The sequence below is a fragment of the Oleiphilus sp. HI0067 genome (genome assembly GCF_001635735.1).
The window spans coordinates 1-24,117 of record NZ_LWFI01001742.1 but is presented as its reverse complement, the minus strand read 5'-3'; the positions used below and the strand labels follow the sequence as shown (position 1 = coordinate 24,117).

Sequence of the window (24,117 nt, the reverse complement as noted above, 5' to 3'; positions counted from 1 at the left end):
GATAAATTCGCAATTTGTGAAGTTGCGTGATAACGTCTCTCTCTCAGTTATTTTAAAACCACGGATTTAGATGGCTGAAAAAACTATAATCACACATTCAAATGGAGGTGCTTATGATACCTGCCAACGACACGCGCGATGACATCATTACGGTGGAAGAGACGCTAGAGTTAGAGCAAAGTGGTTATTTTTACTTAGAAAATAGGCAGTTTATTGGACCTTTTAGTAGCCCCACAAAGGCGAAAGAAGCGGCATTAGGACACTGCGAAGGTACTGCTCCAGGAGAGTGCCGCGCTGTATATCAAGGCACTGTGCGTTTTAATCCGATTACTGAGCTTAATGAAGCTCTGCCGGATATGCATCAGCTAGATCAAACATCCTTGGCGACTATAAACTAGCGAATACAAGCTAAGTTCCACAAGAAAGCGGCTCATAAGGCCGCTTTTTTTGTTTTATGCCTAGACTAATTAAGTAAGTTCTTACGAATCTCACTCACCAGTTCATTGGTCTCTTCTAATATTTCACTATGCACAACGAAGGTCTTTTTCTGTTCCTCTTCAGTTAAAGTATCTTGGCTATGTATCTGAGCGTCAACGATCTCAAAGCTTGCATCAGACGCGTCATGATCCTCATCTTCACGTTGATGAATCCAACTCTCTATTAAGCTCATACTGGCTTGGCAGTCAGCAATGACCATCGGCACGCCGTTTTCATCGGCGACGTCTTGAATAAAATTGCGTTGCCACAGTTGTAGGTTTGTTGCATCAACGATGACGCTCAAGCCTGCATTTAAGATATGCCGCGATAGAGAAGCGAGTTTCTCATAGGTAAGATCTGTGGCCGCTTTGCTATACAGTTCTTTTGCTTTGTCAGTGTCAGGATGCTTATGAGGATCAAATTTAAATAGTCGCTTTCGTTCTACATCGGAGCGGATGCGAATAGCGCCTAACTTATCTACAAGACGCAGCGCAACGGTGCTTTTTCCCGTTCCTGATACACCATGCATGGTCAATATAAAACGATTTGGAAGTGCCGAGCAGCTTTCGGCCAAGTCGATATATGACTGATATTTACGCCATAGTTCGTCTAGTTTTTGCGGATTGTTTTTAAAGTCTTCCATCTCAAATAAAGAAATCTTCGCACGGACTATCGCGCGATAGGCTTTATAAAATGGTAAGAGTTTTAGGCCTGCGTAGTCTCCAGTTTCTTCTAAATAATGATTTAAAAAACGATTGGCATAGTGGTGTAGGCCCCGCTCCTCTAGGTCCATGACAAGGAAGGCAGTATCGCTCATAACGTCGACCCAACGAAAGCTGTCATTAAATTCGATACAGTCAAAGAGGGTGACCTTGTCGTGAAATAGCGTGATGTTCTTGAGGTGAAGATCACCATGGCATTCTCTTACAAAACCCTGTTCTTTGCGTTGTTGCATGATATCTGAGTGGATTGCAAATGCACTCATCGTCCATTTTTCGAGGTGTGCGAGCTGTTCTAAATGCTCTGTCTCTGACAGGCGCTCTCGTATTTGTTCAAAGTTTTGTTCTGCTGGCAGAATCAAATGCTCTGGTAATCCATAAGGCGTGTTAGCGGGCGCTGATAATGCTTCACGATGAAATTCCGCAACTCTATCTGCTAGCTCATCAATATGTGTAAACGTTAAACGATTAGTTTCATCCAACTCATTAAAGAGTTCTTCTGTTTTGAACTGATGCATCTTGATGCAGTATTCAATGGCGTCTTCATCTTCAACGCCGAGAAGAGGGTTGACTGAGCTCCCTCCAATTGCGAGTACCTCAACATACAATTCTGGAGCGGAACGTGAGTTTAATTTTAATTCTGCTTCACAATACTGTTTACGTGCTTTTAATGCCGTAAAATCTAGGAACCCAAAATTTACGGGCTTTTTAATCTTGTAGGCATAATCGCCGGTAAGAATAATCCACGAAATATGTGTTTCGATAAGCTCAAATTGACTGCACGCGTGTGGGTACGGCTTTGCTTCTAATAATGACTGAATCAGCGCTGAATTCATGTTTCCTCCGCAGTGTGGCAGGCACAATAACAGCAGAGCAAATTCCTGCAAAGTAAATCATGGCTAAATCCAAGCAAACTAAAAAAGCAAAAGCTGAACCGTCAAAATCTAAATCGCAAGCGACAAAGTCTCGCTCGTGGTTGTGGAAAGTTCTCGCGGTGTTATTCGTGTTTGTATTTGCTTGGCTTATCTATCTTGATGCACAAGTGCGTTATAAATTTGAGGGCAAGCGTTGGGCTTTACCCGCGCAAGTATTAGCACGTCCGTTAGAGTTGTTTGAGGGGCAAGCGCTAAATATTGACAATCTTGAGCAAGAGTTAGCCTTACTCAATTACGCTAAAAAAGCTCAACTCTCTGCCCCTGGTACTTATAAACGCTCGGCCAATCAAGTGCAGATTTTTCGTCGCGCTCATCGGACGATAGACGGTTCTCAACAAGCCTTGCGTTTGTCATTACGAATAGAGGGTGATGTCATCACTAGTCTTTCAACTGATGATGCAAAAGGCCAAGGTATTTATACCATTGAGCCGTATAAGATCGGGGGTATTTATCCAAAAACGCGTGAAGAAAGAGAGCTTATTGCCTACGAAAACATCCCGCCAGGGCTTGTGTCTGCCTTGTTGTCGACGGAAGACAGAGACTTCTTTACGCATTTTGGTATAGCGCCTTTGGCGATAGCCCGAGCGATGTACTTAAATGTGATGGCTGGTCGAGTTGTGCAGGGCGGTAGCACCCTCACGCAACAACTAGTGAAGAATTTTTACCTCACTCGTGAGCGAAGTATTGTCCGCAAAATCAATGAAGCCTTTATGGCATTGATGTTGGAGTGGCATTACAGCAAAGAGGATATCTTAGAGACCTACGTCAACGATATTTACTTGGGTCAGTCGGGCAATACGGCTGTGCATGGTTTTGCGATGGCAAGCCGATTTTACTTCGCTCGCAATCTTGAGAACCTTGAATTAGAACAGCATGCTTTGTTAGTCGGCTTACTGAAGGGGCCATCATTCTATGATCCTCGACGCCATCCTAAGCGCGCAACGAAGCGTCGAAATCTAGTGTTGAGTTTGATGCACGAACAAAACTGGATTTCTAGAGACGCGATGCTGAAGGCTCAATCAAAGGAACTCGGTGTGACCAAAAAGCCGAGCTTCAAGAGTAATCGTTATCCTGCGTTTATCGATTTGGTAAAGCGTCAGTTGCGAGAAGATTATGATACAGAAGATCTGAGCAGTGACGGCTTGCGGATTTATACGACCTTAGATCCTCAGCTACAACAAAATTTAGAAAGTGCGATCGCAAGAGAAATTAAAACACTCGATAAGCGAAAGCGAGGCACGGGAAAACTCGAAACGGGAGCCGTGATAACTGCTGTTGGTACGGGTGAAGTGCTAGCAATTATGGGTGGAAGAGATCCTCGATACCAAGGGTTTAATCGTGCTTTAGATGCAGATAGAGCCGTCGGCTCATTGATTAAACCAGCGATCTATTTGGCGGCACTTGAACAGCCAGAACAGTTTCAATTAGCGACTAAGATTACCGATGAACCATTCGTTCTTGAGTTTGAGAACGGTGATACGTGGACGCCAAGCAATTTTGATTCTGAGACGCATGGTGAGGTCGCGCTGGTTGAGGCATTGGCAAATTCTTACAACTTAGCGGCGGCCAGACTTGGCTTGCAGCTTGGTATGGATAGGGTGCGAGAAAGTTTGAGGCGACTAGGCGTGAACGAGGCGCTTAACCCTTACCCGTCATTGCTGCTGGGTGCTCAAGCGATGACGCCTTTCGATGTCGCAAAGTTTTATCAGACGATCGCGAGTAATGGTTTTAATATGCCCTTGCGAGCAATTCGTGAGGTGACAGATCACCAAGGTAATTTGTTGTCGCGATATCACTTTAATGTTGAGCAAGTGATTTCGCCTGAAGCGAGTTATCTGTTGCAGAGTGGCATGCAAGAGGTCATGCGTGCTGGCACTGGACGATCAGCTTATCGAACTTTGCCCACACAATTGCTGACAGCTGGAAAAACTGGAACAACAAATGATTTTCGAGATAGCTGGTTTGCCGGTTTTTCAGGGGATTACTTAGGCGTGTTTTGGCTTGGCAATGATCAAAATGAATCGATCGGTTTAACCGGAAGTTCGGGAGCTTTGCGATTATGGACACGCTTTATGTCATCGGTTCCACAATATCCTTTGGCAACTCCTAAACCTTCGGATATTGATGTGCTGTGGTTTGATCAAGATAGTTGGAACCAAACGCATGCTGAATGTGATAATGCGCAACCTCTTCCCATCTGGGGAGATGCGCAAAAATTTGAGTGGCAAGCATGTCAGAAGCGAACGGGGGGAATAAAATCTTGGTTAAGATCATGGCTACAGTAAAAGCAGCACTCGTCTTTCTTGCTTGTTTGTTTATTTGGGCGTGTTCTTCTGCACCAACGCACACACTCGTTGCGAAGCAAGAGTCTGCCCATTCTCCAGCAAAAGATCAGCGTTACACGACTAAGCAACCCAACATACCTAGTGCCGTTTATGCATTGATTGATCAAGCGCAACAAGCGCGTGAGCAAGATCAGATGGGCGGGGCGTTGTCGCTGTTAGAACGAGCACAACGCTTAGCGCCAAATTTTAGTGTGGTTTATTTAGAGTTAGGACATACCTACCTCGCGTTGAACAATCATCAACGCGCAAAACATATGTATTTACGTGCATTATCTTTAGCCGCTAATAGTTCTGAGCGGCGCAATGCACAACTGGCATTACAGGAGCAGTAGTACTATGGCATTAAGTGCCACGATTTATCGTTTCGGAATTGATTTAAGTGATATGAACCGACATATCTATGAGCGTGTTTCTTTGCATGTTGCATTGCATCCTTCTGAAACGATCGAAAGAATGTGCGCACGATTAGTGGCTTTTGCGCTGAGTTATGAAGAGTATTTGGAATTCACAAAAGGCCTGAGTACAGATGACGAACCTGATATCTGGAAGGTCAATTACAGCAGTGAAATTGAACACTGGATAGAAATTGGCAAGCCTGATGCTAAGCGACTAAAGAAGGCATTGGGTCGAAGTAAAAAGGTCTCTGTGTTTAGCTATGGTGGCCAAGATGTTGAACAATGGATCGAATCCATTATGAAGGATGCATCTGTGAATCAAAAAATTTCTGCATTCCGATTTGATAAAGAACCCGTTGAACAATTCGCTAGTCTAGTTGAGCGCACTATGGAGTTAGGTATCATGATTCAGGATGATTTAATCCATGTGTCATTTGATGGGAATATGATTGAATTTAAGCTCGAAACATTGATGGGCCATTTATGAGTTTAAGTTCGGTATTTCTTACTGCCTTGATTGGGTTTGGGGTCTGGTATTGGATTAAAAGTCGCGATCTAAAAGAGTTTGCATATCGTCGGGTTGCTCACGAATGCAAACGTCTGGATTTGCAGCTGCTCGACCAAACTGTCGCGTTGAAAAGTGTCAGGCTTGCACGAAATCATCGCGGCGCTATGAGTCTGCGTCGCGTTTATGGCTTTGATTTTAGCTCGACTGGGGAAGACCGCTATGAAGGTGAGATTATCTTTCTTGGTTCATTAGTTGAAGAAGTGAAGTTTGCTCCGCACAGAATTCATTAGCGGCTCTCTTGCAGCAAATGTGTTGATTTAAGGTTGCCAAGCTCCATCACGAAGGTTTGTTTGTTTTCTGCAGGGATTGCGATGGTCAGTTCGACCGATTGCCCGTATTCGCTAGATTCGATAGAGCCCTCATAACGCGACAGGATATGTCGTATTTTTTGTTCCTCATCAAATCCACATTGTAGTGTGAGGCTTTCAAGTTCAATCATTTCTTCTGTTTCAATCAAATCGTAGATGCTTTGCGCTGCGCTCGAATACGCGCGTACTAATCCTCCCGCTCCTAGTTTTATTCCGCCGAAGTAACGAACAACGATCACAATAATATCGCCGACGTCTTTGTGTTGTAGAACATTTAAAATGGGTTTTCCGGCTGTGCCGCTTGGCTCGCCGTCGTCAGACATGGCAACAGACTTGGGTTGCTCAGCAGAGCCTAATAAATAGGCCCAGCAGTGGTGCCGAGCATCTGGATATTTGAGCTTTATCTGCTCGAGCTTTTCCATGGCTGCTTCGCGAGAGCTTGACTCATAGGCATAAGCAATAAATCGGCTCTTCTTAACGATTAATTCGTTACTACATGGAGATTTTGGCTTTTTATAGCCCGACATAAAACTTCTCGGCTTGGTTATTGTTAGCATTCATCCCATAAAGTATAAAACGTCAGCGCTTTGTCGCATAATAATGGTCGCACTCATTGGTGCGGGGCAGAAAATCCGTTATATAAAAATACTCATGAAGGATGTACACATGAAACCTCTAAGTCTTGCTGACCAACTTTTCTTATGGATGGAGAAACGTCAACAGCCGATGCACGTCGGAGGGCTACATTTACTAAGCTTTCCCGAGGATGCAGGTCCGAAATATGTCTCTGAAATTGCAGAGTACATGAACTCATTTCAAAAGCCGATTGCGCCATTTAATCAACGTTTAGTAAAACGATTTGGTCGCTATTATTGGAATGAAGATAAACAGTTTGATATCGAACATCACTTTCGTCATAGCGCTTTGCCAAAGCCTGGTCGTATTCGTGAACTTCTGTCCCTAGTATCAGTGAAACATAGTGCCCTAATGGATCGTGAACGCCCTATGTGGGAAGTTCATTTGATTGAAGGCTTACGCGGTAAACGATTTGCTCTGTATTACAAAGCCCATCACTGCATGCTCGATGGTGTTGCGGCAATGCGCATGGGCATGCGTTTGATGTCTGAAGATCCAAGCGTGCGTGATCAGCCGCCACTCTGGGCGATGCCGCGAAAGCAGCGTTCGCATGCTCAGGTAGAAGGCTCAGATGTCATTCAGAGTTTGACGGATCTAGTGGGCGAAGCTGGCAAGCAGATTTCAACGATTCCAACTCTCGTTAAAGAAGTTACGCATGCCGTAAAACAAGCCAGTACGAATCCTGATTATACATCTGCGTTTCAGGCCCCTCCGAGCATATTGAATCAGCGTATTACAGGCTCTCGTCGATTTGCGGCGCAATCGTACCCCTCAGAGCGCTTCAAGAATATCGCGAAAAAAACGGGCTGTACTCTAAATGATGTGGTGATGGCTGTGTGTGGTAGTGCATTGCGTAATTACTTAATTAGTTTGAATGCTTTGCCTGATAAACCTCTGGTTGCGATGGTGCCTATGTCAATGCGTCGAGACGATAGTGATTCAGGCAATCAAATTGCTATGATTTTGGCGACACTCGGTACACATTTGGCGGACCCGACAGAACGACTTGAAAGTATTCGTCGCGCAGTTAAAGAGTCAAAAGACCGCTACGCAAGCATGACGCTTGAAGAAGCGATTAATTACACCGCGTTGACTCTAGCACCTGCTGGATTAAATATGGTCACAGGCTTATCGAGTCGTTTGCAGGCGTTTAATGTTGTGATCTCGAATGTACCTGGTCCGAAAAAGCATTTGTATTGGAACGGTTCGCGTGTAGAAGGGATGTACCCAGTGTCGATTCCGCTTGATCGAATTGCACTGAATATTACCTTGGTTAGTTATGTCGATAGCTTGGAGTTTGGATTTACGGCGTGCCGTCGAACATTGCCGTCTATGCAGCGCTTACTCGATTATGTTGAACAAGGGCTTACAGAGTTAGAAGCGGTTGCGGGCCGATAAATTAAGGCTGTAGTCGGTAAAATTTAATAAATGGTTGGAGCGCGATAACTCGTGCTTCCGAGTAATATCAGAATACTTGAAGTTTAAGGTCTGAAAATGAGTAATGATTCCAACAAGAAGCCAGAAACATTTGAGCAAAAAGTAAGTTATGGTTTTGGCTGGCAGTTTGGTCGCCAGCTCCACAAGAACAAGTTTGAAGGCATGGATATTGAGGCGTGCGTACTAGCCTTGCGTCAGTGTTTTGCTGGTGAGCAGTCTTTGCTAGATGATGCGGAGTTAAACGAAGCATACGATGCGGTAAAAGAAAAACGCAAAGAAGTCGAAGCGGCGCGAACTCAAGGCTATAAAGAATTATGCGAAAAATTCTTGGCTGAGAATGCGAAGCGTGACGGTGTGACCGTGACCGAATCTGGTCTTCAGTATGAAATTCTAGAGCAGGCTGATGGCCCTATTGCCAAGCTTGATCAGACGGTGCGAGTGCATTATCACGGCTCATTCATCGATGGGCAGGTATTTGATAGCTCGGTTACGCGTAATGAACCGGCGGAGTTTGGTTTGAAAGACGTTATCTCTGGATGGACTGAAGCTCTTATGCTCATGCCAAAAGGGTCGAAGTGGCGTATCGTTCTGCCAGCAGATCTAGCCTACGGAGAAGCAGGTATGCCGCCAGCGATTCCTGCTAACTCATCGTTAGTGTTTGATCTTCATGTGATTGATATTCTTGGTTGATCACTACGCTAATAACTAGCTTTCAACTCTCTTTCTTCGGGCCCTGAATTGGGCCCGAAACTTTTCATGTCAAAGGTTTAAATTGCTGATCTAGCAATTGAACCATCTGCCTCTACTCAACGAATTAGTGAGAGAAAACTAAAAAACCTATCTGCTCTGTCACTGACATAAGCATGCCGAATGCGTATGCTAATGGAAAATAAAAAAGGAGGGATGTCATGGCAATTCTTGTTCTTGGTTTAACCATTTTTCTTGGTTTTCATTTATTACCAGTACAGCAAACCATTCGTGGTAATTTGGTTTCTAGATTTGGCGAGCTGCCATACAAAGCGCTCTTCAGTGTGGGATCAATTGCAGGGTTCTATTTGATCGTCGTTGGTAAGGCGCAAGCACCATTTATTTCAGTCTGGGTGCCTCCTAGTTTTTTTAAGCACATTACAATGCTTCTGGTTTTGCTAGCGTTTGTGATTCTGCCTGCAGCGTATATCTCTTCAAATATTAAGTGCAAATTGAAAAATCCAATGTTGATCGCGGTGAAGTTGTGGGCCTTAGGGCACTTGCTAGCTAACGGTGATGTTGCTTCGTTAATTTTGTTTGGATCGTTCCTCGCATACGCCGTCATCGACATGATTAGTGTGAAAAAACGAGGTCAAACGATGGCTAATGATCCCCAACCTATATGGAAGGATGCGCTTGTCGTTGTGATTGGTTTGGCTGCATATATGTTAGTGGTGATGAACCATGCAAGCTTGTTTGGTGTGCCGGTCATTCAAGTAGGAGGGTAATGTTTTGGGCGTTATTCTTTTTCTCTTTGCTTTACTGAGCTTCATCTTAGCGCTTAATGTGCTTCGACCAATTTATCATCACCCTAAACTTATGGTGTTTAGCTTTCTTGCAGGATGGCCTGTTGGAGAGTTGGCGCTACATGTTATCGCTGTCCAGGCTGCTATATTGGGTTCGGTTGTGTACTTTGGTGAGCTCTCTGGAACGCTAGATATGTGGAGTGCAGTGCTACTGTTCTTGTCGTGGGGTATGTTGGCGTATCACTATTTCTCAGGCTTTAAATCACTCACCCAATTTCAAAGTTTTGCGCTGAATGAATCGTTTTTGTTATTAGATATAAAGCGCTTGATTAGACCTTTCAATTCGATCAAAGACAAAGGTATCGTCGTCGATAAGAATATCTTGTATCGCGAAGTTGATGGCATGCGTTTAAAACTAGACATCCGCAGAAAAAATAAAGAACTCAAAGGTGCGCCAGTACTGTTACAAATTCATGGTGGCGGTTGGACGCGAGGGTATGGGTCCAAGAACGAACAAGCTTTACCTTTAATGCAAAACCTTGCACAACAGGGATGGGTATGCGTAGCAACCAATTATCGTTTGAGCCCTAAAGCGACGTTTCCTGATCACATTATTGACTGTGAACATGCTTTAGCTTGGGTTAAAGATAATATTGCTGATTACGGCGGCGATCCTGATTTTATTATAGTGACTGGCGGATCTGCTGGTGGACATTTGAGTAGCTTGTTAAGCCTTTCGACGATTGATCATCGTTTTGATGAAAGCTTGAAGGACAAAGATTTACGCGTTCAAGGCTGTGTGCCGTTTTACGGCATCTATGATTTGCTAGATGAAAAGAAGCTTCAGAAAAGCGTTGGTTTAGAAATTGTGATGCGCAAAAGCATCGTAAAGCAGCGTAAGGAAGAGGCGCCTGACCTTTATCGGATTATGTCTCCTATCAATCATATTTCAAAACATGCGCCGCCTTTTTTGATCATCCATGGAAATAAAGACACGCTCACTTCGTGTGATGAAGCGCGCTACTTTTCAAACAAGCTAAGAAGTGTGTCTGGGCAGCAGGTGAGCTTTGCCGCTATCGATGGCGCGCAACATGCATTTGATATTTTTCCATCCTTGCGCTGCGATATTGTCGTTGCGGGGATATCGGCAGAACTAAAGCAATGGCACGAGAGTTACCAAAAAACACTTTAGCGATAGCGGTTTAACTGACGGAGTTGGACAAATCTTTCAACTCAAGAATATAATCAGCGAGCGGTAACTCAATATAAAAATATCTGAACCACTCCACTCGGGCAGACTTCCGAAGGTTAGCGTGATGACTAATACAGAATCTTTGAAGCACTTTCGTACGTGCAATTTATGTGAAGCAATGTGCGGTGTTGTAATAGAACACGATCAAACTCAAGTGTTGTCGATTAAAGGGGATAAGGATGACCCATTCAGTAAAGGTCATATATGCCCTAAGGCTCTTGCGCTAAAAGACTATCATGAAGATCCCGATCGTTTGCGCACGCCAATGCTTAAAACAGAGCAGGGCTGGAAGCAGATTAGCTGGGGAAAAGCATTTGATATCGCGGCTAAGCGCTTAGGCGACATTCAAAAGCAATATGGGCAAGACGCGGTCGGTTTGTATCTCGGTAATCCGAATGTTCATCACCACGGCAATGTTCTATTCCTGATGAATTTATATCGTGCTTTAGGGACCAAGAATCGTTTTTCTGCGACCTCTAATGATCAACTCCCCCATATGCGCGCTAATTATGAGATGTTCGGTCATCAGGGTTTATTCCCAGTTCCAGACATTGATCATACCGATTTATTCATTTTGCTTGGTAGTAACCCAGCAGCATCGAACGGAAGTTTGATGTCGGCGCCAGATTATCTAGGCCGTTTAAAGGGGATAAGAAAACGCGGTGGCGAAGTAATTTTGATCGACCCCAAACGCAGCGAAACTGCCAAGGTTGTTGATACGCACTTGTTCATCAAGCCAGGCACAGATGCGTATATGTTGCTAGGCATGATTCATACCTTATTTGATGAAGGCTTAGTCGATATCGGTCGGTTACAAGGCATTATTGAAGGTGTGGCAGACGTTCAGTTAATGAGCTCTGATTTTTCTCCCGAGTCTGTCGCAGATGTGTGTGGTATTAAGGCCGAATACATCCGAGAGCTCGCTCGTAAATTAGCAGAGACGCCGCGAGCAGCGATATTTGGTCGCATGGGCACATCAACGCAAGAGTTCGGTGGCTTGGCGACTTGGTTCATTTATGTCTTGAACATACTGACTAATCATCTGGATGAGCGCGGTGGCTTAATGTTTACAAAGCCTGCTGCGGACCTTGTCGAAATTAGCAGCTATCTTGGTGAGCAAGGTAGCTCAGGTCGTTTTAAAACGGTTACCGGTTTGCCTGAGTTTAGTGGTGAGCTACCGTCGAGTGCTATCGCTGATCAAATCGAAACAAAGGGTGAGCAACAAATTCGTGCGATGATCACGATTGCGGGTAACCCAGTTATTTCTAGCCCTAATTCAAATCGTCTAGAGAGAGCCTTTAATTCTTTAGATTTTATGCTGTGCGTCGATAGTCATTTGAATGAAACAACGAAGCACGCAGACCTTATTCTTCCGGGCACAAGTCAGTTAGAGCAGTCGCATTATGATGTAGCTTTAAATATGTTGGCTGTGCGTAATGTTGCGAAATATTCTCCTGCCTTATTTAACGCACCAAAGAACAGTAAGCATGACTGGCAAATTATGCATGAGCTTACGCATAGGCTCTCTGCTGGTGGTAGCTTAGTGAATGGCGTGAAAGAACTTGCACGTTATCGCACGCTGAAACAAATGGGGCCAGATGGAGTATTGGATGTTTTGCTTCGTATAGGGCCTTATGGAACTCAGCTACCGGGCACTTCGTCGATCGGTGCATTTTTGATTGATACGATTCAAGATATTTTCTCTCCATCGCATCCTTTAAGAAAAGCGTTTGATAACGGCCCGTATGGTTCCCAAAACCGAGGTCTGAGCAAAGGCTTATGTATTGCCTCGCTGAAGAATTATCCGCACGGTGTTGATCTTGGTTCGTTACAGTCTGCTTTGCCAGATCGTCTGTTTACTAAACACAAGCATATCCAAATAGTGCCAAAAAGTTATATGACAGATATGCCTCGCTTACGTAAGCGCTTGCAGGAACTAAGTAATACCAAAGAGCCGGTCATGCTTTTGATAGGTCGTCGAGATGTACGTTCTAATAATTCGTGGATGCATAACACGTCGCGTTTAGTGAAAGGAAAAAACCGTTGTACAGCACAGATCAATACAGCAGATGCTAAACGTTTGAAGCTCAAACATGGTGAATTAGTTAAAGTTTCTTCTGACTATGGTGCGGTCACTATTCCTTGTGAAGTCACAGACGACATTATGACGGGCGTTATGAGTATTCCTCACGGTTGGGGGCACGATCATGAAGGGACGCGACTTTCTGTGGCAAGTCAGAAGCCAGGGGTGAACCTTAATGTCCTTATTTCTGATCAGTTCGTCGATAAGTTAACGGGTACTTCAGCTCTAAATGGTATGCCTGTGCGTGTTGAAGCGATTGCTTCAACTGCTACAAAAAAGCGACGAAAAACCACTACCAAGAAAACAACGAAAGCGGTAAGTTAAAGCATTAAGTTTACTGTAGAGTTGTATATATGGTGATTCCCCGTAAGGACGTAAGCGAAGAAGCGCTTGAAGGTTTGTTAAAAGAATACTGTCTTCGCGCTTGGGGTCTAAATGACGTGGAATCGCCGATCGAAGATCGCATTTATAGCGCACGTGCTGCGCTTGATAACGGCGATCTTGTTTTGTGGTATAGCGAGTACGAAGAGAGTGCTTATTTATTGGCCACAAAAGACCTTCCTGAACAGCCAAAGGCTGATGCCTCTTACGACGTGTAAGTCATGTCTAAATTTCTTGTAGGTGAAGAAGAATTATTCAAGCGCGCTGGGAAAGATCGTTTTCAGCGGGGTAAGAATGCGTACACCCCTGATTTGGTGCAAGACTATCAGCGAGATGGCCTAGCGGTAACAGCCAAAGTTGAAGACTACACTGTCACACTGAATTATGCGGGCAGTATTGTGGACGGGCACTGTACTTGCCCAGATTCCGATGGGTTCGATTTTTGTCAGCACTGTGTTTCTGCAGTATTACACGGTAATCGTCTTGAGCAACAAGTACTCTCCCTTTCCAAAGGTCCCGAAAAATCTCGCATATTTGCGTATTTGATTGGTCTCGAGAAACAATCACTGGCGAAGCACTTTTTAGAGCTATTAGAAAGTGATTCTGAACAATTTGAGCGTTACTTGTTAAAGGCGAGTTTGGCCGGGCAAGAAGTTGATTTTGTTGCTCTCAAAGCGCGCGTTACTGAAACAACACGTATCGATGACAAACGTAATTTGTTTAGTCAGCGTCAAGTGAAGGCATTCTTCGCGCGTATTGAACAACTCTTTGGGGAGTTTGAAGCGGCAAGCTTTGAGAGCAAGCCTCGAGAAGGACTCAAACTTGTAGAATATTCATTAGCGCGACTTAATAAACTGCTACTTCAAATTGACGATAAGTGGGGCACATACCGCTCTTCGGCTCAGGCACTCAGCAGTTTGTACACGCGTCTGTTCGCCTTACAACAAGGCCGAGCGACTACCTTGATAAAGCGTTTCGAGAAAATATATTTTCTCGACCAATTTAATCTGATCGCTCACGAGCCTGCGCATATTTTGAGGGAGATTGAAGGTGGTCTCGATTTATTTCATAAACGGCTTGCGCAAGCATGGTTAAGCCAGCAGCTTGCTGAACAAAAAATTCCCGAGACAGAGAAAGTACGAGCGGCTCTCTCCGAGATAAAAGAATATTGGCAATGGCGTAAAGTAGCTGAGCAGCTCATTCAGCTTCCAAAGCCTCGTTATGTTCAAGATGCTTACGCTTGGCAACGGTCTTTACACGAGTTTCTAGCGCAGAGCCCAATGGCTTGGTTGGAATGGGCTGAAAAGGCCGAGCAATTTGGCTCACAGCACGTTGCCACGGCTTTGGATAAAGCCTTGGTCCAATTTCCAAACAATGATCTTCTGGCCCGACGTGCAATTCAAACAGCAGTCCAAAACGAAGACGATAGTACTTTGTCCCGTTTAGCCGTCTCTCAAGCTTGTACTTTTGTGGATATGTTGTCTGAAGGTGCGTTGGAAGCATTGCAGACGATTGATGCAACTCTTTACCTTATGATTTATCGTCAGATTGATCAGATTAATCCGCACGATGATCCTGAAGAACGTCAGTATCGAGCACTAAGTAAATTAAGCGCTTTCATGCAAGAGTATTACGTAAAAGAGTTAGTTGGTTTTTTAGCGCAAGATGAACGCTTATTGTTGGATCAACGTTTGCGATTACTAAAGCTCATTGATGCGAATGGCGATCATGTCGAAGCGAAAAAAATTCGTGAGAACATGGTGCCATTTCTTCTTAATAAACAACAAAATCGTAGTGACGATATTGCAGCTGAGCAGCTTGTTTTGCTGCGGGAAAACTACAAAGCGCTCAACTTGCCTCAATCGGCGTTTGATCTGTTTATGTCATCGATTAATAACTTAATTGTGGTGCGCAATAATTTTGCCTCCTTGGTGGATAAGTACCAGGTCAGCTTGGCGCAGAAATAAGGCGTGACAAGCAACCCATCTAATCGCCATAATCTCCTCCGTTCAGCCCGTATCGGCTCAATCCTTTTAGTACAGGAATTCTCATGTCTGAAGAACTAGAAATGAATATGGATGTCGCGAATCTTTATCGCGAAGAAATTTATACAGATCAGAAGATCGGCACCATTCGTGTTATGACGCCTGTGACGGCAAGTGGTGAACGTGACGATGCGCGTGCAGTGCAATACGTCGGACAAGCGCAAATGATGACTCCAGCTGGTGCTCTGCCACTCACGTTTGAGTTAGCGGTTGATAATTTAGCAGACGCAGTTGCAGGTTTTGGTGATGGCGCTAAGCAGGCAATGGAAGATACGATGCGTGAATTACAAGAAATGCGTCGACAACAAGCGTCTCAGATTGTTGTTCCAGGTCAAGACGGCGGCCCTCAAATTCAAATGCCTTAAGGGCTTTGAATTCAGGCCTCGACCTATCCACAAGGTCGAGGCTTATCATGTATGTTTCTCTATTGTTTCTTGAATAAAACCAGACTCGTGAAGTTTTTGGTAAGCGCGCTTTAATTTGTTAACGCGACTCTGCGGCATGTTTTGATTCACTTTCAGTTTGATCGCATAAGGCGGCTCAATATCGTCAATATAAGTGAGCGTTGTGCGCTTTTGATCTGGCTGCTGACTAACGTGGTAGCTTAGTCGTAAATCCATTTCTATAAAACTATCTACGCGCTCTAAGTCGACTAACTCAAGCCCTTGTTCGTAGCTCTTTACTTCGGTGAGCTCTAAGGAAAACTCCGAAGCATGTTTATTTAATCCTGGATATCGAAAATCTTTAATGATGGCGATCTCGTATGCTTCAAGTTCTTCAAAGTCTCGAAATGCACCGCAATGTAAAACCGAATGATGGACTTTTGTGACTGCTGGCTCAAAGGCAATTCCGTTTGGTAGTGAATCCCACGAAGGGCTGTCATAGGCGATCCAATTAACATTGCTCTCTCCTTTTAACAGCCGTTCGATTCATGGGCTTGGTGCGACAGTAATTTTGATATCTAGTTCGGCGAGTCGTGCGATTTCAGTGACAATGTCGGTGACGATGCCACTATGGATTTTTTCTTCATCGACAATCTGTAAAGGTGCGGCGATATTTTCCACGACAAAGTAGTGAAGATCATGAGCATATGCCGACGCTGATAACGACAGCATCCATAGTCCAATTAGGCGTTTGACGCAGGGAAGATATTCCATCGGTATTTACCTACTTTGCAACAAATATATTTTTAGAACACTAGCGCCTTAACATACAACGACTACACTTCAGCTTGACTTAAAATTAGCAAAGATTGTCCGATTTAAAGTATTCATTGCAGGGTGCTTGAGTGGATGGCCAAGAGTGCTAGAATGCGCGCCGCTTAAGATGCATCGAGCATCATGTTTTTATGCTAGGGGTAAAGAATGACGTATAAAGTTGGCCAACGGTGGGTTAGCCAAACCGAACCGAAATTAGGTTTAGGAATGATCTCTGAAATCGAAGGGCGGAGAATCCTGATCACCTTTCCTGCGGCCGATGAAATTCGTACTTATGCGACAGACCAAGCGCCTATTTCTCGGGTGATTTACAAAGTGGGAGATGAAGTTCGTGATCATGATGATCAACTCTATGTGATCAAAGATGTCGATCTAATTGATGATCTTGTCTTTTATCATGTTTCCAGTGATGCCTCGACAAAACAACGTATTAGCGAAGTTGAGCTGAATTGTTTTATCCAGTTTACGAATCCATTGCAGCGATTAACCAATGGGCACTTCGATCGTAATCGCGCATTTCGTTTGCGTTATGAAACCTTGCAACATAATCATGCCCTTCAACTGAGTGGCGTTAAAGGCTTGCTTGGTTCACGCACGAGCTTGCTTTCTCATCAGGTGTACATTGCAAAAAATGTCGCACAACGTTTTGCACCACGTGTCTTGTTAGCAGATGAGGTTGGCCTCGGTAAAACCATTGAGGCAGGCATGATTATTCATACCCAACTACAACGCGGTTTAAGTTCTCGCGTATTGATTTGTGTGCCATCGACACTGATTCATCAGTGGCTTGTTGAAATGCTGCGCCGATTCAATCTGCGTTTTTCTATTTTTGATCATGCTCGTTGTGATGCGTTGATTGAAGAGGGCGTCGAGAATCCTTTTGAAGAAGAGCAACTAGTATTATGCGATATTGCAACACTTAGCCAAGATCCTGCTCTTTCCGCGCTCGCTAGCGAAGCTGATTGGGATTTGTTTGTCGTCGATGAGGCACATCATCTTGAATGGAGTGCCGAGAAAGCGAGTGATGAATACTTGTGTGTTGAAGAGCTATCGAAGATTAGTCGAGGCGTGTTACTTCTGACTGCGACACCTGAACAAGCAGGTTTGGAAAGTCACTTTGCACGCTTACGTTTGCTTGATCCTGATCGTTTTCATGACCTTGAAGCCTTCAAGGAACAAGAAAAGCATTATGGCGAAATTTCAGAGTTAGTGAAGCAGCTACAAAGCCAAACCGATGATGCGCCGGTTGATGCCAGCCTTAAATCAGACCTGAGTCGTTTGATTGCCTCGCCTGAAGATTTTGATTGGTCTCTGCCCGCTGAAGAACTTGTTCCGCAGCTCATTAATGAATTGCTCGATCTGCATGGTACGGGGCGCGTTCTGTTTCGTAATACGCGTGATGCGGTTGAAGGCTTTCCTCAGCGTATTGTGCGGCCTTATGAGCTTGTTGCTGCGTATGAGCCAGACTCCGATTCGATCGCTAATGATCCAGAAGTAAAATGGTTGTGTGAGTTTCTCGAAGCGAATCGTGACGAGAAAGTTCTTGTGATTTGTTCGAACGCGAATCGCGCCTTGATGGTGGAAGAGTATGTGCGCTTACGACAAGGTTTTAGAACTTCAGCATTTTATGAGGGACTGAGCATTATCGAGCGAGATCGTGCCGCCGCGTACTTTGCAGATAAAGAAGAAGGCGCTCAGGCGCTAATCTGTTCTGAGATCGGTAGTGAAGGGCGTAACTTCCAATTCGCGAGCAATCTGGTCTTGCTTGATTTGCCCGAGAACCCAGATTTGCTCGAACAGAGAATTGGCCGACTCGATCGAATTGGTCAGGTTCGTGATGTACAGATTCATGTGCCGTACTTGTATGGAAGTCAGCGCGAAGCTTGGTTTAACTGGTACCACAAGGGTCTAAATGCATTTGAAACGAGTTGTCCGGCGGGGTATGCCATTCAGCAGAAGTTCCAAGAAAGCCTTGATCAGTATTTGTCTTTATCCGACCTCACATCAACTGAAGCCACTGGCATCATTGAAAAGGTCGCTGCTTATCGTGAAGAGATCATGCGTGAGCTTCAGATGGGCAGGAACGTATTGCTAGAGCTCAATTCATGTCGCCCGAAAGAAGCTGAAGCCTTGATTGAGAAGCTTGAGGAAGAAGAGCGTAGCCAAGATTTAGCCGCGTACATGCAGCGCGTATATGACTTGTATGGTGTTGAACAAGAGCATCAGTCAGATGGTTCAGTTGTATTGCATCCCGGCGAGCATATGCTGACAGCAGAGTTTCCTCGATTAACCGATGAAGGAATGACGCTTACGTATCAACGAGAGAAAGCATTGTCTCGCGAAGATATGGAATTTGTTACATGGGAGCATCCCATGGTCACTGAATTAATGGATCAGCTAGTGAGCGGCGAACTCGGCAATGCCGCTTTGGCGAAAATTTCCGTGAAAGGTATTCCTCCAGGCACCTTATTTTTAGAGTCTATTTTTACCGTGAACAGCATGGCGCCGAATGAGTTACAGCTAGATAAATATTTGCCGATGTCTCCACAACGTTTTGTCGTTAATGGCGATGGGCGAGATTTGTCGCAAGTGCTGCCGTATGAAAAGCTTAACGAGCTCAGCAGTGGTATAAAACGTACCTTGGCGCTGCAAATCATTAAAGAAATCCGCTCTGAATTTGCTGGTTTATTGGCGCATGCGCAGAAACTTGCTGAGCAAACTCTGCCGAGTTTCAAAGACATCGCGCGTGAGCAATTAAGTGCCGACATGGATGCTGAAATTCATCGTATGACCAGTTTACAGCAAAAGAATCCAATGATTCGCGAAGAAGAAATTGAATTTGTTCGTAAGCAAAAAGAAGAGGGTTTATCCTACATTGATAAGACAGGTCTGGAGCTTCAGGCCATGCGTATCATCATCAACACGTAGGAGGTGAACAACATGACAGATCAAAAATCAAAACCAGAATTGACCGAACTTCAGCACCATGTCACCCAATGTGGTGGTACCGAGCGTGCTTTTGATAACGAATACTGGGACCACAAGGAAGAGGGTATTTATGTCGATGTTGTGTCTGGAGAACCCTTGTTTAGCTCCACGACTAAATATGATTCTGGATCTGGTTGGCCTGCGTTTACCAAGCCTATTCACATGGAACAGATTGTCGAGAAAGAAGATCGTCAAATGTTCATGGTGCGCACAGAAGTGCGCAGTAAAGATGCCGATTCACACCTAGGCCATGTGTTTAATGATGGCCCCGTTGAAGAAGGCGGTATGCGTTACTGTATTAATTCGGCGGCCATGCGTTTTGTGCCAAAGGCAGAGATGGCAGAACAAGGCTACGCTGAGCTATTAAGCCTCTTCGATTAAAGGCTATTGCGATCGATATTGGGGTCAGAGTAAAAGCGCCCAGACCCCAGCGTTAAACCTCAAATATTTCTCATAAACTATAAGAAAAATGAACCAAGAATACTTAGGCGAAATTGCTAATATGCGCATGCCGTTTGGCAAATACAGTGGTCGTCGCTTAATAGATCTACCTGAAGAATACCTACTCTGGTTTCGTAAAAAAGGCTTCCCTAATGGCAAGCTTGGAACTCTGCTAGAAATGACGCTCGAGATTAAAATTGAGGGTTTAGAGAAACTGCTAGAGCCATTAAAGAAATAGCCTTATGGCTCTATGTTGTGCGTGCTTTATTTATAGCGCCCTTACTTTTTCTTAGCCGCTTGCTTCGCTTCAAACGCTTCCATTTGTTCTGGTGTCGCTGGAAGCTGGTGTTTGTCTTTCCACTCTGAGTAAGGCATGCCGTAAACGAACTCTCGAGCCGCGTCATAATCCACTTCAACACCTTTCTCGGCGGCCGCTGCTGCGTACCATTTTGATAGGCAGTTTCGGCAGAAGTCGGCCAAGATCATCAGGTCAATGTTTTGTACTTCTTTATGGTCATCTAAGTGTTTTAAGAAACGACGAAATACAGCGGCTTCTAGTTCGGTTTGTGTTTGTGAATCGATATTTGAAGACATAGGAATTCCTTATGAAATGAACTTGAGAAGTGTTGCTACTTGCGGCACGCTTGTCAATGTCGCTCAAGGATGGAGCGAGTTATTTAACAAGGAATTAGACATGAGCATATCAACTTGGCCAGAGTCCGAACGGCCGCGCGAAAAACTCCTCTCAAAAGGTCCTCAAACATTAAGTGACGCTGAGTTGCTTGCGATCTTTTTACGTACAGGCATCAAAGGGCGTTCAGCGATTGAATTAGCACGAGATTTACTCGCTCATTTTGGTGGGTTGAAGCCACTGCTTCGCGCTAGTGAACAAGAATTCTGTTCTTACAAAGGCATGGGCTTAGCAAAGTACGCGCAGTTACATGCAAGTTTAGAAGTAAGTAAGCGCGTACTAAAAGATGAGTTAAGGGAGAGTGATGTTATCACTAGCCCTGATGTGTGCAAACGTTATGTGCAGCATGCCTTGGCAAATCGTCAACATGAAACCTTCGCTGTTCTGTATCTTAATAATCAGCATGCAATTCTGGATATGGAAGAGCTGTTTCAGGGTACGATTGATGCTGCATCCGTATATCCGCGTGAAGTAGTTCGCCATGTACTTAACAAAGGTGCTGCAGCCGTCATTCTTTGTCATAACCATCCCTCTGGATCGACGCAAGCAAGCCAAGCTGACATCCAGATTACACGACGATTGCAGTCGGCATTGGAGTTGATCGATGTGCGGGTGCTGGATCATTTAATCGTCGCAGGTAGTCATGTGGTCAGTTTTACCGAACAGGGCTTGATGTAGACCTTGGTCCAATGCTAGACCAAGGTCTAATAGTTGTTTTGCGTAGTATTGCCAAAAATTCGCTTAGGAAAAATTATGCGCCATATAGTACGTAAAATTGGTGTGAGTGAATTCGATAATTAAGGCGACACCTTCACCTTAAACGCAGCGACTGTGGTCGATCCGCCAATTGAAGGGCGTTAAATTGTGCAGTAGGGCACCCTCAAACCCTAGCCGTTCAAAACACGCCTGGACTATTCTTGAGTTTCAAGTGTGTGCGTTTTAAAGGAAGTGTTAATGTATTAAATTCATATTGCGGGATGATCATCCTTGTTTGGAAATGCTCGGTTAGGGTTATTGAATACGCACTTGCCTGATCTTTGCATTAGTGAATCTTCTGATCTTGATTGCACGCTTAAAGTGCTCGAACAAAACCCTGACAATGATTTGTTGTTGCTCGATCTACATATGTCAGGCAGTCAGGACTCATTTGGTCTGGTGACTGTACCCGAAAAATTCCCAACTGTGCCTTTAACGATCATTTCAGCACGAGAAAATGTTGAGACTATTAGCCGTTGTATTGCTCACGGCTCAATTGGCTTTATTCCAAAGTCCTGCTCTCCGAGTATGATTAAAGATGCCATTGACCATGTGATTGATGGTGAATCTTAGGTGCAGTCTTTTGTGCGCCAAAACTTACGTCGAATCGATAATGAAGAACGTGACTCAGCAACGCAGGTCGCTGTCTTGACGCCCCAGCAGTATCATGTGCTTTGTTTCTTATGAGAAGGTTGGCTGAACAAACGGATAGCTTATGAAATTGGCGTGACAGAAGTTATGGTAAAAGCCCATATCACTGCTATTTTTAAGAAGTTGGGGGGTTAATCGTACGCAGGCTGTGATTACTTGATCTAAGAAGTCACTTTATGATCCTGCGACGGAGGCTGTTTAATCCTCTGTTTTAACATGTTGTTTTTGAGACTAATTAGGGCAATTACCCTAATTAATGGCTTTTGTCTTTACATTTCAGAAACATACGTCAAAATCGCCAACCCTTTTTATTGTTAAAGCGAGTAAGGTTATGGACGATATGCATCACTTTGTTATTGTGGGTGGTGGCGCTGGCGGACTAGAGCTTGCGACAAAACTCGGCAATAAATTAGGCAAGAAGAACAAAGCTCGTATTACGCTCGTTGATGCGGCCTTAACGCATGTCTGGAAGCCTTTGTTGCACGAGGTTGCTGCCGGCTCTCTCAATTCAGATGCCGCGCAAGTCGATTTTCGTGTGCATGCGCAACAGCATTATTTTGAATTCCAGCCCGGACGCTTAACTGGACTCGACCGTTCCCAAAAAACGATTACCTTAGCGCCTATAAATAATCGCAAAGGTGAAGAGGTTGTTGCTGCGCGCCGTGTGCCATACGACACATTGGTGATTGCTGTGGGCAGTACGACGAATGATTTTGGAACCAAAGGTGCCGAAGAGCATTGCCAGTTTCTCGATAGCCAGCTACAAGCGCGCCGTTTTCATCAGAGTCTGTTAAATCGTTATTTGCAAGCAGAGCATGCGCCCGAAGGTGAGAGAGATATTCATGTTGCGATCATTGGTGGGGGCGCGACCGGCGTCGAGTTGGCAGCTGAATTACGCTATGCTTCGCAGCAACTAGAGTCTTATGGTCTGCATAACGTCAAAGAAAGCAATATTCATATCTCTTTGATCGAAGCTGGTGGTCGTATATTGCCAGCACTAAAAGAACGTTTATCTGCGGCGGCAACGCGGGAATTGAATAAGCTCAATATTGAAGTATTAACATCTCAACCGGTAACAGAAATTACCGACACTCAACTGACCTTTGCTGAGAGTGAGCCTCTAAACGCCGAAATCAAAGTGTGGGCGGCAGGTATTAAAGCCCCAGGGTTCTTAACAGAACTAGATGGCCTCGAAACGAATCGATTGAATCAATTGAAGGTTGACACCACATTGGCAACGACTTTGGATGATTGCGTATTTGCGTTTGGCGATTGTGCGGAATGTTGGAATGAGGGTAATGAACGGTCTGTGCCTCCTCGTGCACAAGCGGCACACCAACAGGCGAGTACGCTGTACAAGACGCTTGTTGCTCGACTAGATGGCGGTGCTGCACATCAGTTTGTCTACAAAGATCATGGTTCGCTTGTTTCTTTGAGCGATTATACTGCCGTAGGAAGTCTCATGGGGAACTTGAGCAAAGGCAGCATGATGGTCGAAGGAAAGCTTGCGCGCTTATTTTATGTGTCTTTATATCGCATGCATCAGCTTGCCTTGCACGGCTTCTTTAAGACCGGTTTGATTTGGCTAAATGATCGTTTGATGCGAGTGATTCATTCTAGAATGAAGCTGCACTAAGCAAACATAACATTGCAAAGATGTCCCTTATGGGGCCTTTTTTGGTGTATCAATACAAGTAACAGTGCTCGCATATTGTTTGCAACGCATTGTTGTTTTTTCTTGCGGCTTGTCGGTTTAAGGTAGAGTGCCTACCACCACTTTTATCTCATAGGGCAAGTCAAATCGACATGCCTCTCCAATATAAGATTACTAGCTCTGTTACGACTAAGGTAATAATAATTACCTATTTCGAGCATGATAAGTTCCAAGGTCAGTATTATATTAAGTTACGCCTCCTGGGCATAAAGTCGTTTCTCAATATGTTCGAATATAATCCGTGTTCATATATATTTGCGTCCGCAGTAAAGAGCGCCTGTGATTTGCGCGATTGATAATAACCTCGATGTTTTTTCAATATACTTACTCGATAAGAGAGTAATACAAAAATAGCAAATTTTGGTGCTAGTGCTACCTAGAACAAAGTCCGTCTTAGAGCGAGGATTTAATTCTTTCAAATGAGTTCCAATATGCCAGGATAAACTTTCCCATTAAAAAATTATTTACGATCACGATAGAAAACAATCATTTGTATTTTGGAGTGATTTTTTCTCGAGCTTGTGCGCTCAAAGAACTGTCGATTTATTTTACATTATTGGTTTTTATCCATAATAAAAATAATCA

At 44.4% G+C, this 24,117-nt stretch carries 24 protein-coding genes and 1 pseudogene; 20 read left to right on the top strand and 5 right to left on the bottom strand.

All coding sequences use genetic code 11. From position 1 onward, the window contains the following. Positions 1-113 precede the first annotated feature (113 nt). Entirely contained in the window at positions 114-398 is a 285-nt protein-coding gene (locus A3739_RS27745; RefSeq protein ID WP_068503525.1) for a hypothetical protein, read from the top strand. 65 nt (positions 399-463) lie between these two features. On the opposite strand, the gene A3739_RS27740 is transcribed toward A3739_RS27745, so the two are convergent. Next, the gene (locus A3739_RS27740) at positions 464-2,032 is read right to left on the bottom strand and encodes a bifunctional aminoglycoside phosphotransferase/ATP-binding protein (RefSeq protein ID WP_068482604.1); all 1,569 of its coding nucleotides are present in this window, start codon (positions 2,030-2,032) and stop codon (positions 464-466) included. 59 nt (positions 2,033-2,091) lie between these two features. Between A3739_RS27740 and mrcB the strand changes: the two genes are divergently transcribed. From mrcB to A3739_RS27720, 4 genes are read left to right on the top strand one after another with little or no spacing between them, the layout of a single operon-like run. Then, the gene (gene mrcB, locus A3739_RS27735) at positions 2,092-4,416 is read left to right on the top strand and encodes a penicillin-binding protein 1B (RefSeq protein WP_082878653.1); all 2,325 of its coding nucleotides are present in this window, start codon (positions 2,092-2,094) and stop codon (positions 4,414-4,416) included. Then, positions 4,404-4,808 (top strand): tetratricopeptide repeat protein, encoded by a 405-nt coding sequence (locus tag A3739_RS27730; protein ID WP_068479082.1) that lies wholly within the window; start codon positions 4,404-4,406, stop codon positions 4,806-4,808. Before mrcB ends, A3739_RS27730 begins: the two co-directional genes overlap by 13 nt. Before the next feature lie 4 nt (positions 4,809-4,812). After that, the gene (locus A3739_RS27725; RefSeq protein ID WP_068479085.1) at positions 4,813-5,358 is read left to right on the top strand and encodes a YaeQ family protein; all 546 of its coding nucleotides are present in this window, start codon (positions 4,813-4,815) and stop codon (positions 5,356-5,358) included. Next, positions 5,355-5,669, top strand: a complete 315-nt coding sequence (locus A3739_RS27720) for a DUF3301 domain-containing protein (protein ID WP_068475660.1) — start codon at positions 5,355-5,357, stop codon at positions 5,667-5,669. The genes A3739_RS27725 and A3739_RS27720 overlap by 4 nt, the downstream gene beginning before the upstream one ends. On the opposite strand, the gene A3739_RS27715 is transcribed toward A3739_RS27720, so the two are convergent. Beyond that, entirely contained in the window at positions 5,666-6,274 is a 609-nt protein-coding gene (locus A3739_RS27715) for a YigZ family protein (protein ID WP_068479088.1), read from the bottom strand. The genes A3739_RS27720 and A3739_RS27715 overlap by 4 nt on opposite strands. 139 nt (positions 6,275-6,413) lie before the next feature. Between A3739_RS27715 and A3739_RS27710 the strand changes: the two genes are divergently transcribed. The 8 genes from A3739_RS27710 to A3739_RS27675 all read left to right on the top strand — a co-directional run bounded on the left by A3739_RS27710 (position 6,414) and on the right by A3739_RS27675 (position 15,439). Next, the gene (locus tag A3739_RS27710; RefSeq protein ID WP_068503530.1) at positions 6,414-7,781 is read left to right on the top strand and encodes a wax ester/triacylglycerol synthase family O-acyltransferase; all 1,368 of its coding nucleotides are present in this window, start codon (positions 6,414-6,416) and stop codon (positions 7,779-7,781) included. Positions 7,782-7,877: 96 nt separating this feature from the next. After that, entirely contained in the window at positions 7,878-8,510 is a 633-nt protein-coding gene (locus A3739_RS27705; RefSeq protein ID WP_068473492.1) for an FKBP-type peptidyl-prolyl cis-trans isomerase, read from the top strand. Positions 8,511-8,728: 218 nt separating this feature from the next. Continuing rightward, complete coding sequence (locus tag A3739_RS27700; RefSeq protein WP_068473495.1) at positions 8,729-9,295, top strand: NnrU family protein; 567 nt, start codon at positions 8,729-8,731, stop codon at positions 9,293-9,295. Between the two features lie 4 nt (positions 9,296-9,299). Then, the gene (locus A3739_RS27695; protein ID WP_068473498.1) at positions 9,300-10,505 is read left to right on the top strand and encodes an alpha/beta hydrolase; all 1,206 of its coding nucleotides are present in this window, start codon (positions 9,300-9,302) and stop codon (positions 10,503-10,505) included. Positions 10,506-10,629: 124 nt separating this feature from the next. Further along, positions 10,630-12,972 carry a molybdopterin-dependent oxidoreductase gene (locus tag A3739_RS27690; RefSeq protein ID WP_068473501.1) on the top strand — a complete coding sequence of 781 codons (2,343 nt, stop codon included), beginning with the start codon at positions 10,630-10,632 and terminating at the stop codon, positions 12,970-12,972. 29 nt (positions 12,973-13,001) lie between these two features. After that, entirely contained in the window at positions 13,002-13,247 is a 246-nt protein-coding gene (locus A3739_RS27685; RefSeq protein WP_068473505.1) for a YheU family protein, read from the top strand. A gap of 3 nt (positions 13,248-13,250) precedes the next feature. Beyond that, entirely contained in the window at positions 13,251-14,996 is a 1,746-nt protein-coding gene (locus A3739_RS27680; protein ID WP_068473508.1) for an SWIM zinc finger domain-containing protein, read from the top strand. Positions 14,997-15,079: 83 nt separating this feature from the next. Continuing rightward, positions 15,080-15,439: a hypothetical protein gene (locus A3739_RS27675; RefSeq protein WP_068473511.1), complete on the top strand. Its 360-nt coding sequence runs from the start codon at positions 15,080-15,082 to the stop codon at positions 15,437-15,439. Between the two features lie 45 nt (positions 15,440-15,484). Here A3739_RS27675 and A3739_RS31570 read toward each other — a convergent pair whose 3' ends face one another. Both A3739_RS31570 and A3739_RS27660 read right to left on the bottom strand, forming a co-directional pair. After that, positions 15,485-15,694 carry a hypothetical protein gene (locus A3739_RS31570; RefSeq protein ID WP_068473514.1) on the bottom strand — a complete coding sequence of 70 codons (210 nt, stop codon included), beginning with the start codon at positions 15,692-15,694 and terminating at the stop codon, positions 15,485-15,487. Between the two features lie 309 nt (positions 15,695-16,003). Continuing rightward, positions 16,004-16,231 carry a hypothetical protein gene (locus A3739_RS27660; RefSeq protein ID WP_068473520.1) on the bottom strand — a complete coding sequence of 76 codons (228 nt, stop codon included), beginning with the start codon at positions 16,229-16,231 and terminating at the stop codon, positions 16,004-16,006. A gap of 207 nt (positions 16,232-16,438) precedes the next feature. Between A3739_RS27660 and rapA the strand changes: the two genes are divergently transcribed. The 3 genes and pseudogenes from rapA to A3739_RS27645 all read left to right on the top strand — a co-directional run bounded on the left by rapA (position 16,439) and on the right by A3739_RS27645 (position 19,958). Next, on the top strand, positions 16,439-19,219 hold the full coding sequence (gene rapA, locus A3739_RS27655) for an RNA polymerase-associated protein RapA (RefSeq protein WP_068473523.1): 2,781 nt from the start codon (positions 16,439-16,441) through the stop codon (positions 19,217-19,219). A gap of 21 nt (positions 19,220-19,240) precedes the next feature. Next, positions 19,241-19,660, top strand: a pseudogene (msrB, locus tag A3739_RS27650) (peptide-methionine (R)-S-oxide reductase MsrB); the annotation flags it as partial. Positions 19,661-19,748: 88 nt separating this feature from the next. Next, entirely contained in the window at positions 19,749-19,958 is a 210-nt protein-coding gene (locus tag A3739_RS27645) for a DUF3820 family protein (RefSeq protein ID WP_068473527.1), read from the top strand. A gap of 41 nt (positions 19,959-19,999) precedes the next feature. On the opposite strand, the gene A3739_RS27640 is transcribed toward A3739_RS27645, so the two are convergent. Then, positions 20,000-20,314 (bottom strand): DUF1244 domain-containing protein, encoded by a 315-nt coding sequence (locus A3739_RS27640; RefSeq protein WP_197468911.1) that lies wholly within the window; start codon positions 20,312-20,314, stop codon positions 20,000-20,002. Between the two features lie 100 nt (positions 20,315-20,414). On the opposite strand from A3739_RS27640, the gene radC reads away from it, so the two are divergent. From radC to A3739_RS27625, 4 genes are all read left to right on the top strand, one after another. Beyond that, on the top strand, positions 20,415-21,089 hold the full coding sequence (gene radC, locus A3739_RS27635) for a DNA repair protein RadC (RefSeq protein WP_068473587.1): 675 nt from the start codon (positions 20,415-20,417) through the stop codon (positions 21,087-21,089). Between the two features lie 336 nt (positions 21,090-21,425). Next, positions 21,426-21,740 (top strand): response regulator, encoded by a 315-nt coding sequence (locus tag A3739_RS30585; protein ID WP_068503362.1) that lies wholly within the window; start codon positions 21,426-21,428, stop codon positions 21,738-21,740. Between the two features lie 153 nt (positions 21,741-21,893). Then, positions 21,894-21,953, top strand: a complete 60-nt coding sequence (locus A3739_RS31565) for a hypothetical protein (RefSeq protein ID WP_369819752.1) — start codon at positions 21,894-21,896, stop codon at positions 21,951-21,953. 196 nt (positions 21,954-22,149) lie between these two features. Further along, positions 22,150-23,454 carry an NAD(P)/FAD-dependent oxidoreductase gene (locus A3739_RS27625; RefSeq protein ID WP_068473591.1) on the top strand — a complete coding sequence of 435 codons (1,305 nt, stop codon included), beginning with the start codon at positions 22,150-22,152 and terminating at the stop codon, positions 23,452-23,454. The last annotated feature ends 663 nt before the right edge of the window (positions 23,455-24,117 follow it).

What these genes read in the sequence shown, in the direction of transcription:
- A3739_RS27745 (WP_068503525.1), top strand. Translation starts at nt 114, where the DNA reads ATGATACCTGCCAACGACACGCGCGATGACATCATTACGGTGGAAGAG.
- A3739_RS27740 (WP_068482604.1), bottom strand. Translation starts at nt 2,032, where the DNA reads ATGAATTCAGCGCTGATTCAGTCATTATTAGAAGCAAAGCCGTACCCA.
- mrcB (WP_082878653.1), top strand. Translation starts at nt 2,092, where the DNA reads ATGGCTAAATCCAAGCAAACTAAAAAAGCAAAAGCTGAACCGTCAAAA.
- A3739_RS27730 (WP_068479082.1), top strand. Translation starts at nt 4,404, where the DNA reads ATGGCTACAGTAAAAGCAGCACTCGTCTTTCTTGCTTGTTTGTTTATT.
- A3739_RS27725 (WP_068479085.1), top strand. Translation starts at nt 4,813, where the DNA reads ATGGCATTAAGTGCCACGATTTATCGTTTCGGAATTGATTTAAGTGAT.
- A3739_RS27720 (WP_068475660.1), top strand. Translation starts at nt 5,355, where the DNA reads ATGAGTTTAAGTTCGGTATTTCTTACTGCCTTGATTGGGTTTGGGGTC.
- A3739_RS27715 (WP_068479088.1), bottom strand. Translation starts at nt 6,274, where the DNA reads ATGTCGGGCTATAAAAAGCCAAAATCTCCATGTAGTAACGAATTAATC.
- A3739_RS27710 (WP_068503530.1), top strand. Translation starts at nt 6,414, where the DNA reads ATGAAACCTCTAAGTCTTGCTGACCAACTTTTCTTATGGATGGAGAAA.
- A3739_RS27705 (WP_068473492.1), top strand. Translation starts at nt 7,878, where the DNA reads ATGAGTAATGATTCCAACAAGAAGCCAGAAACATTTGAGCAAAAAGTA.
- A3739_RS27700 (WP_068473495.1), top strand. Translation starts at nt 8,729, where the DNA reads ATGGCAATTCTTGTTCTTGGTTTAACCATTTTTCTTGGTTTTCATTTA.
- A3739_RS27690 (WP_068473501.1), top strand. Translation starts at nt 10,630, where the DNA reads ATGACTAATACAGAATCTTTGAAGCACTTTCGTACGTGCAATTTATGT.
- A3739_RS27685 (WP_068473505.1), top strand. Translation starts at nt 13,002, where the DNA reads ATGGTGATTCCCCGTAAGGACGTAAGCGAAGAAGCGCTTGAAGGTTTG.
- A3739_RS27680 (WP_068473508.1), top strand. Translation starts at nt 13,251, where the DNA reads ATGTCTAAATTTCTTGTAGGTGAAGAAGAATTATTCAAGCGCGCTGGG.
- A3739_RS27675 (WP_068473511.1), top strand. Translation starts at nt 15,080, where the DNA reads ATGTCTGAAGAACTAGAAATGAATATGGATGTCGCGAATCTTTATCGC.
- A3739_RS31570 (WP_068473514.1), bottom strand. Translation starts at nt 15,694, where the DNA reads ATGGATTTACGACTAAGCTACCACGTTAGTCAGCAGCCAGATCAAAAG.
- A3739_RS27660 (WP_068473520.1), bottom strand. Translation starts at nt 16,231, where the DNA reads ATGGAATATCTTCCCTGCGTCAAACGCCTAATTGGACTATGGATGCTG.
- rapA (WP_068473523.1), top strand. Translation starts at nt 16,439, where the DNA reads ATGACGTATAAAGTTGGCCAACGGTGGGTTAGCCAAACCGAACCGAAA.
- A3739_RS27645 (WP_068473527.1), top strand. Translation starts at nt 19,749, where the DNA reads ATGAACCAAGAATACTTAGGCGAAATTGCTAATATGCGCATGCCGTTT.
- A3739_RS27640 (WP_197468911.1), bottom strand. Translation starts at nt 20,314, where the DNA reads ATGTCTTCAAATATCGATTCACAAACACAAACCGAACTAGAAGCCGCT.
- radC (WP_068473587.1), top strand. Translation starts at nt 20,415, where the DNA reads ATGAGCATATCAACTTGGCCAGAGTCCGAACGGCCGCGCGAAAAACTC.
- A3739_RS27625 (WP_068473591.1), top strand. Translation starts at nt 22,150, where the DNA reads ATGGACGATATGCATCACTTTGTTATTGTGGGTGGTGGCGCTGGCGGA.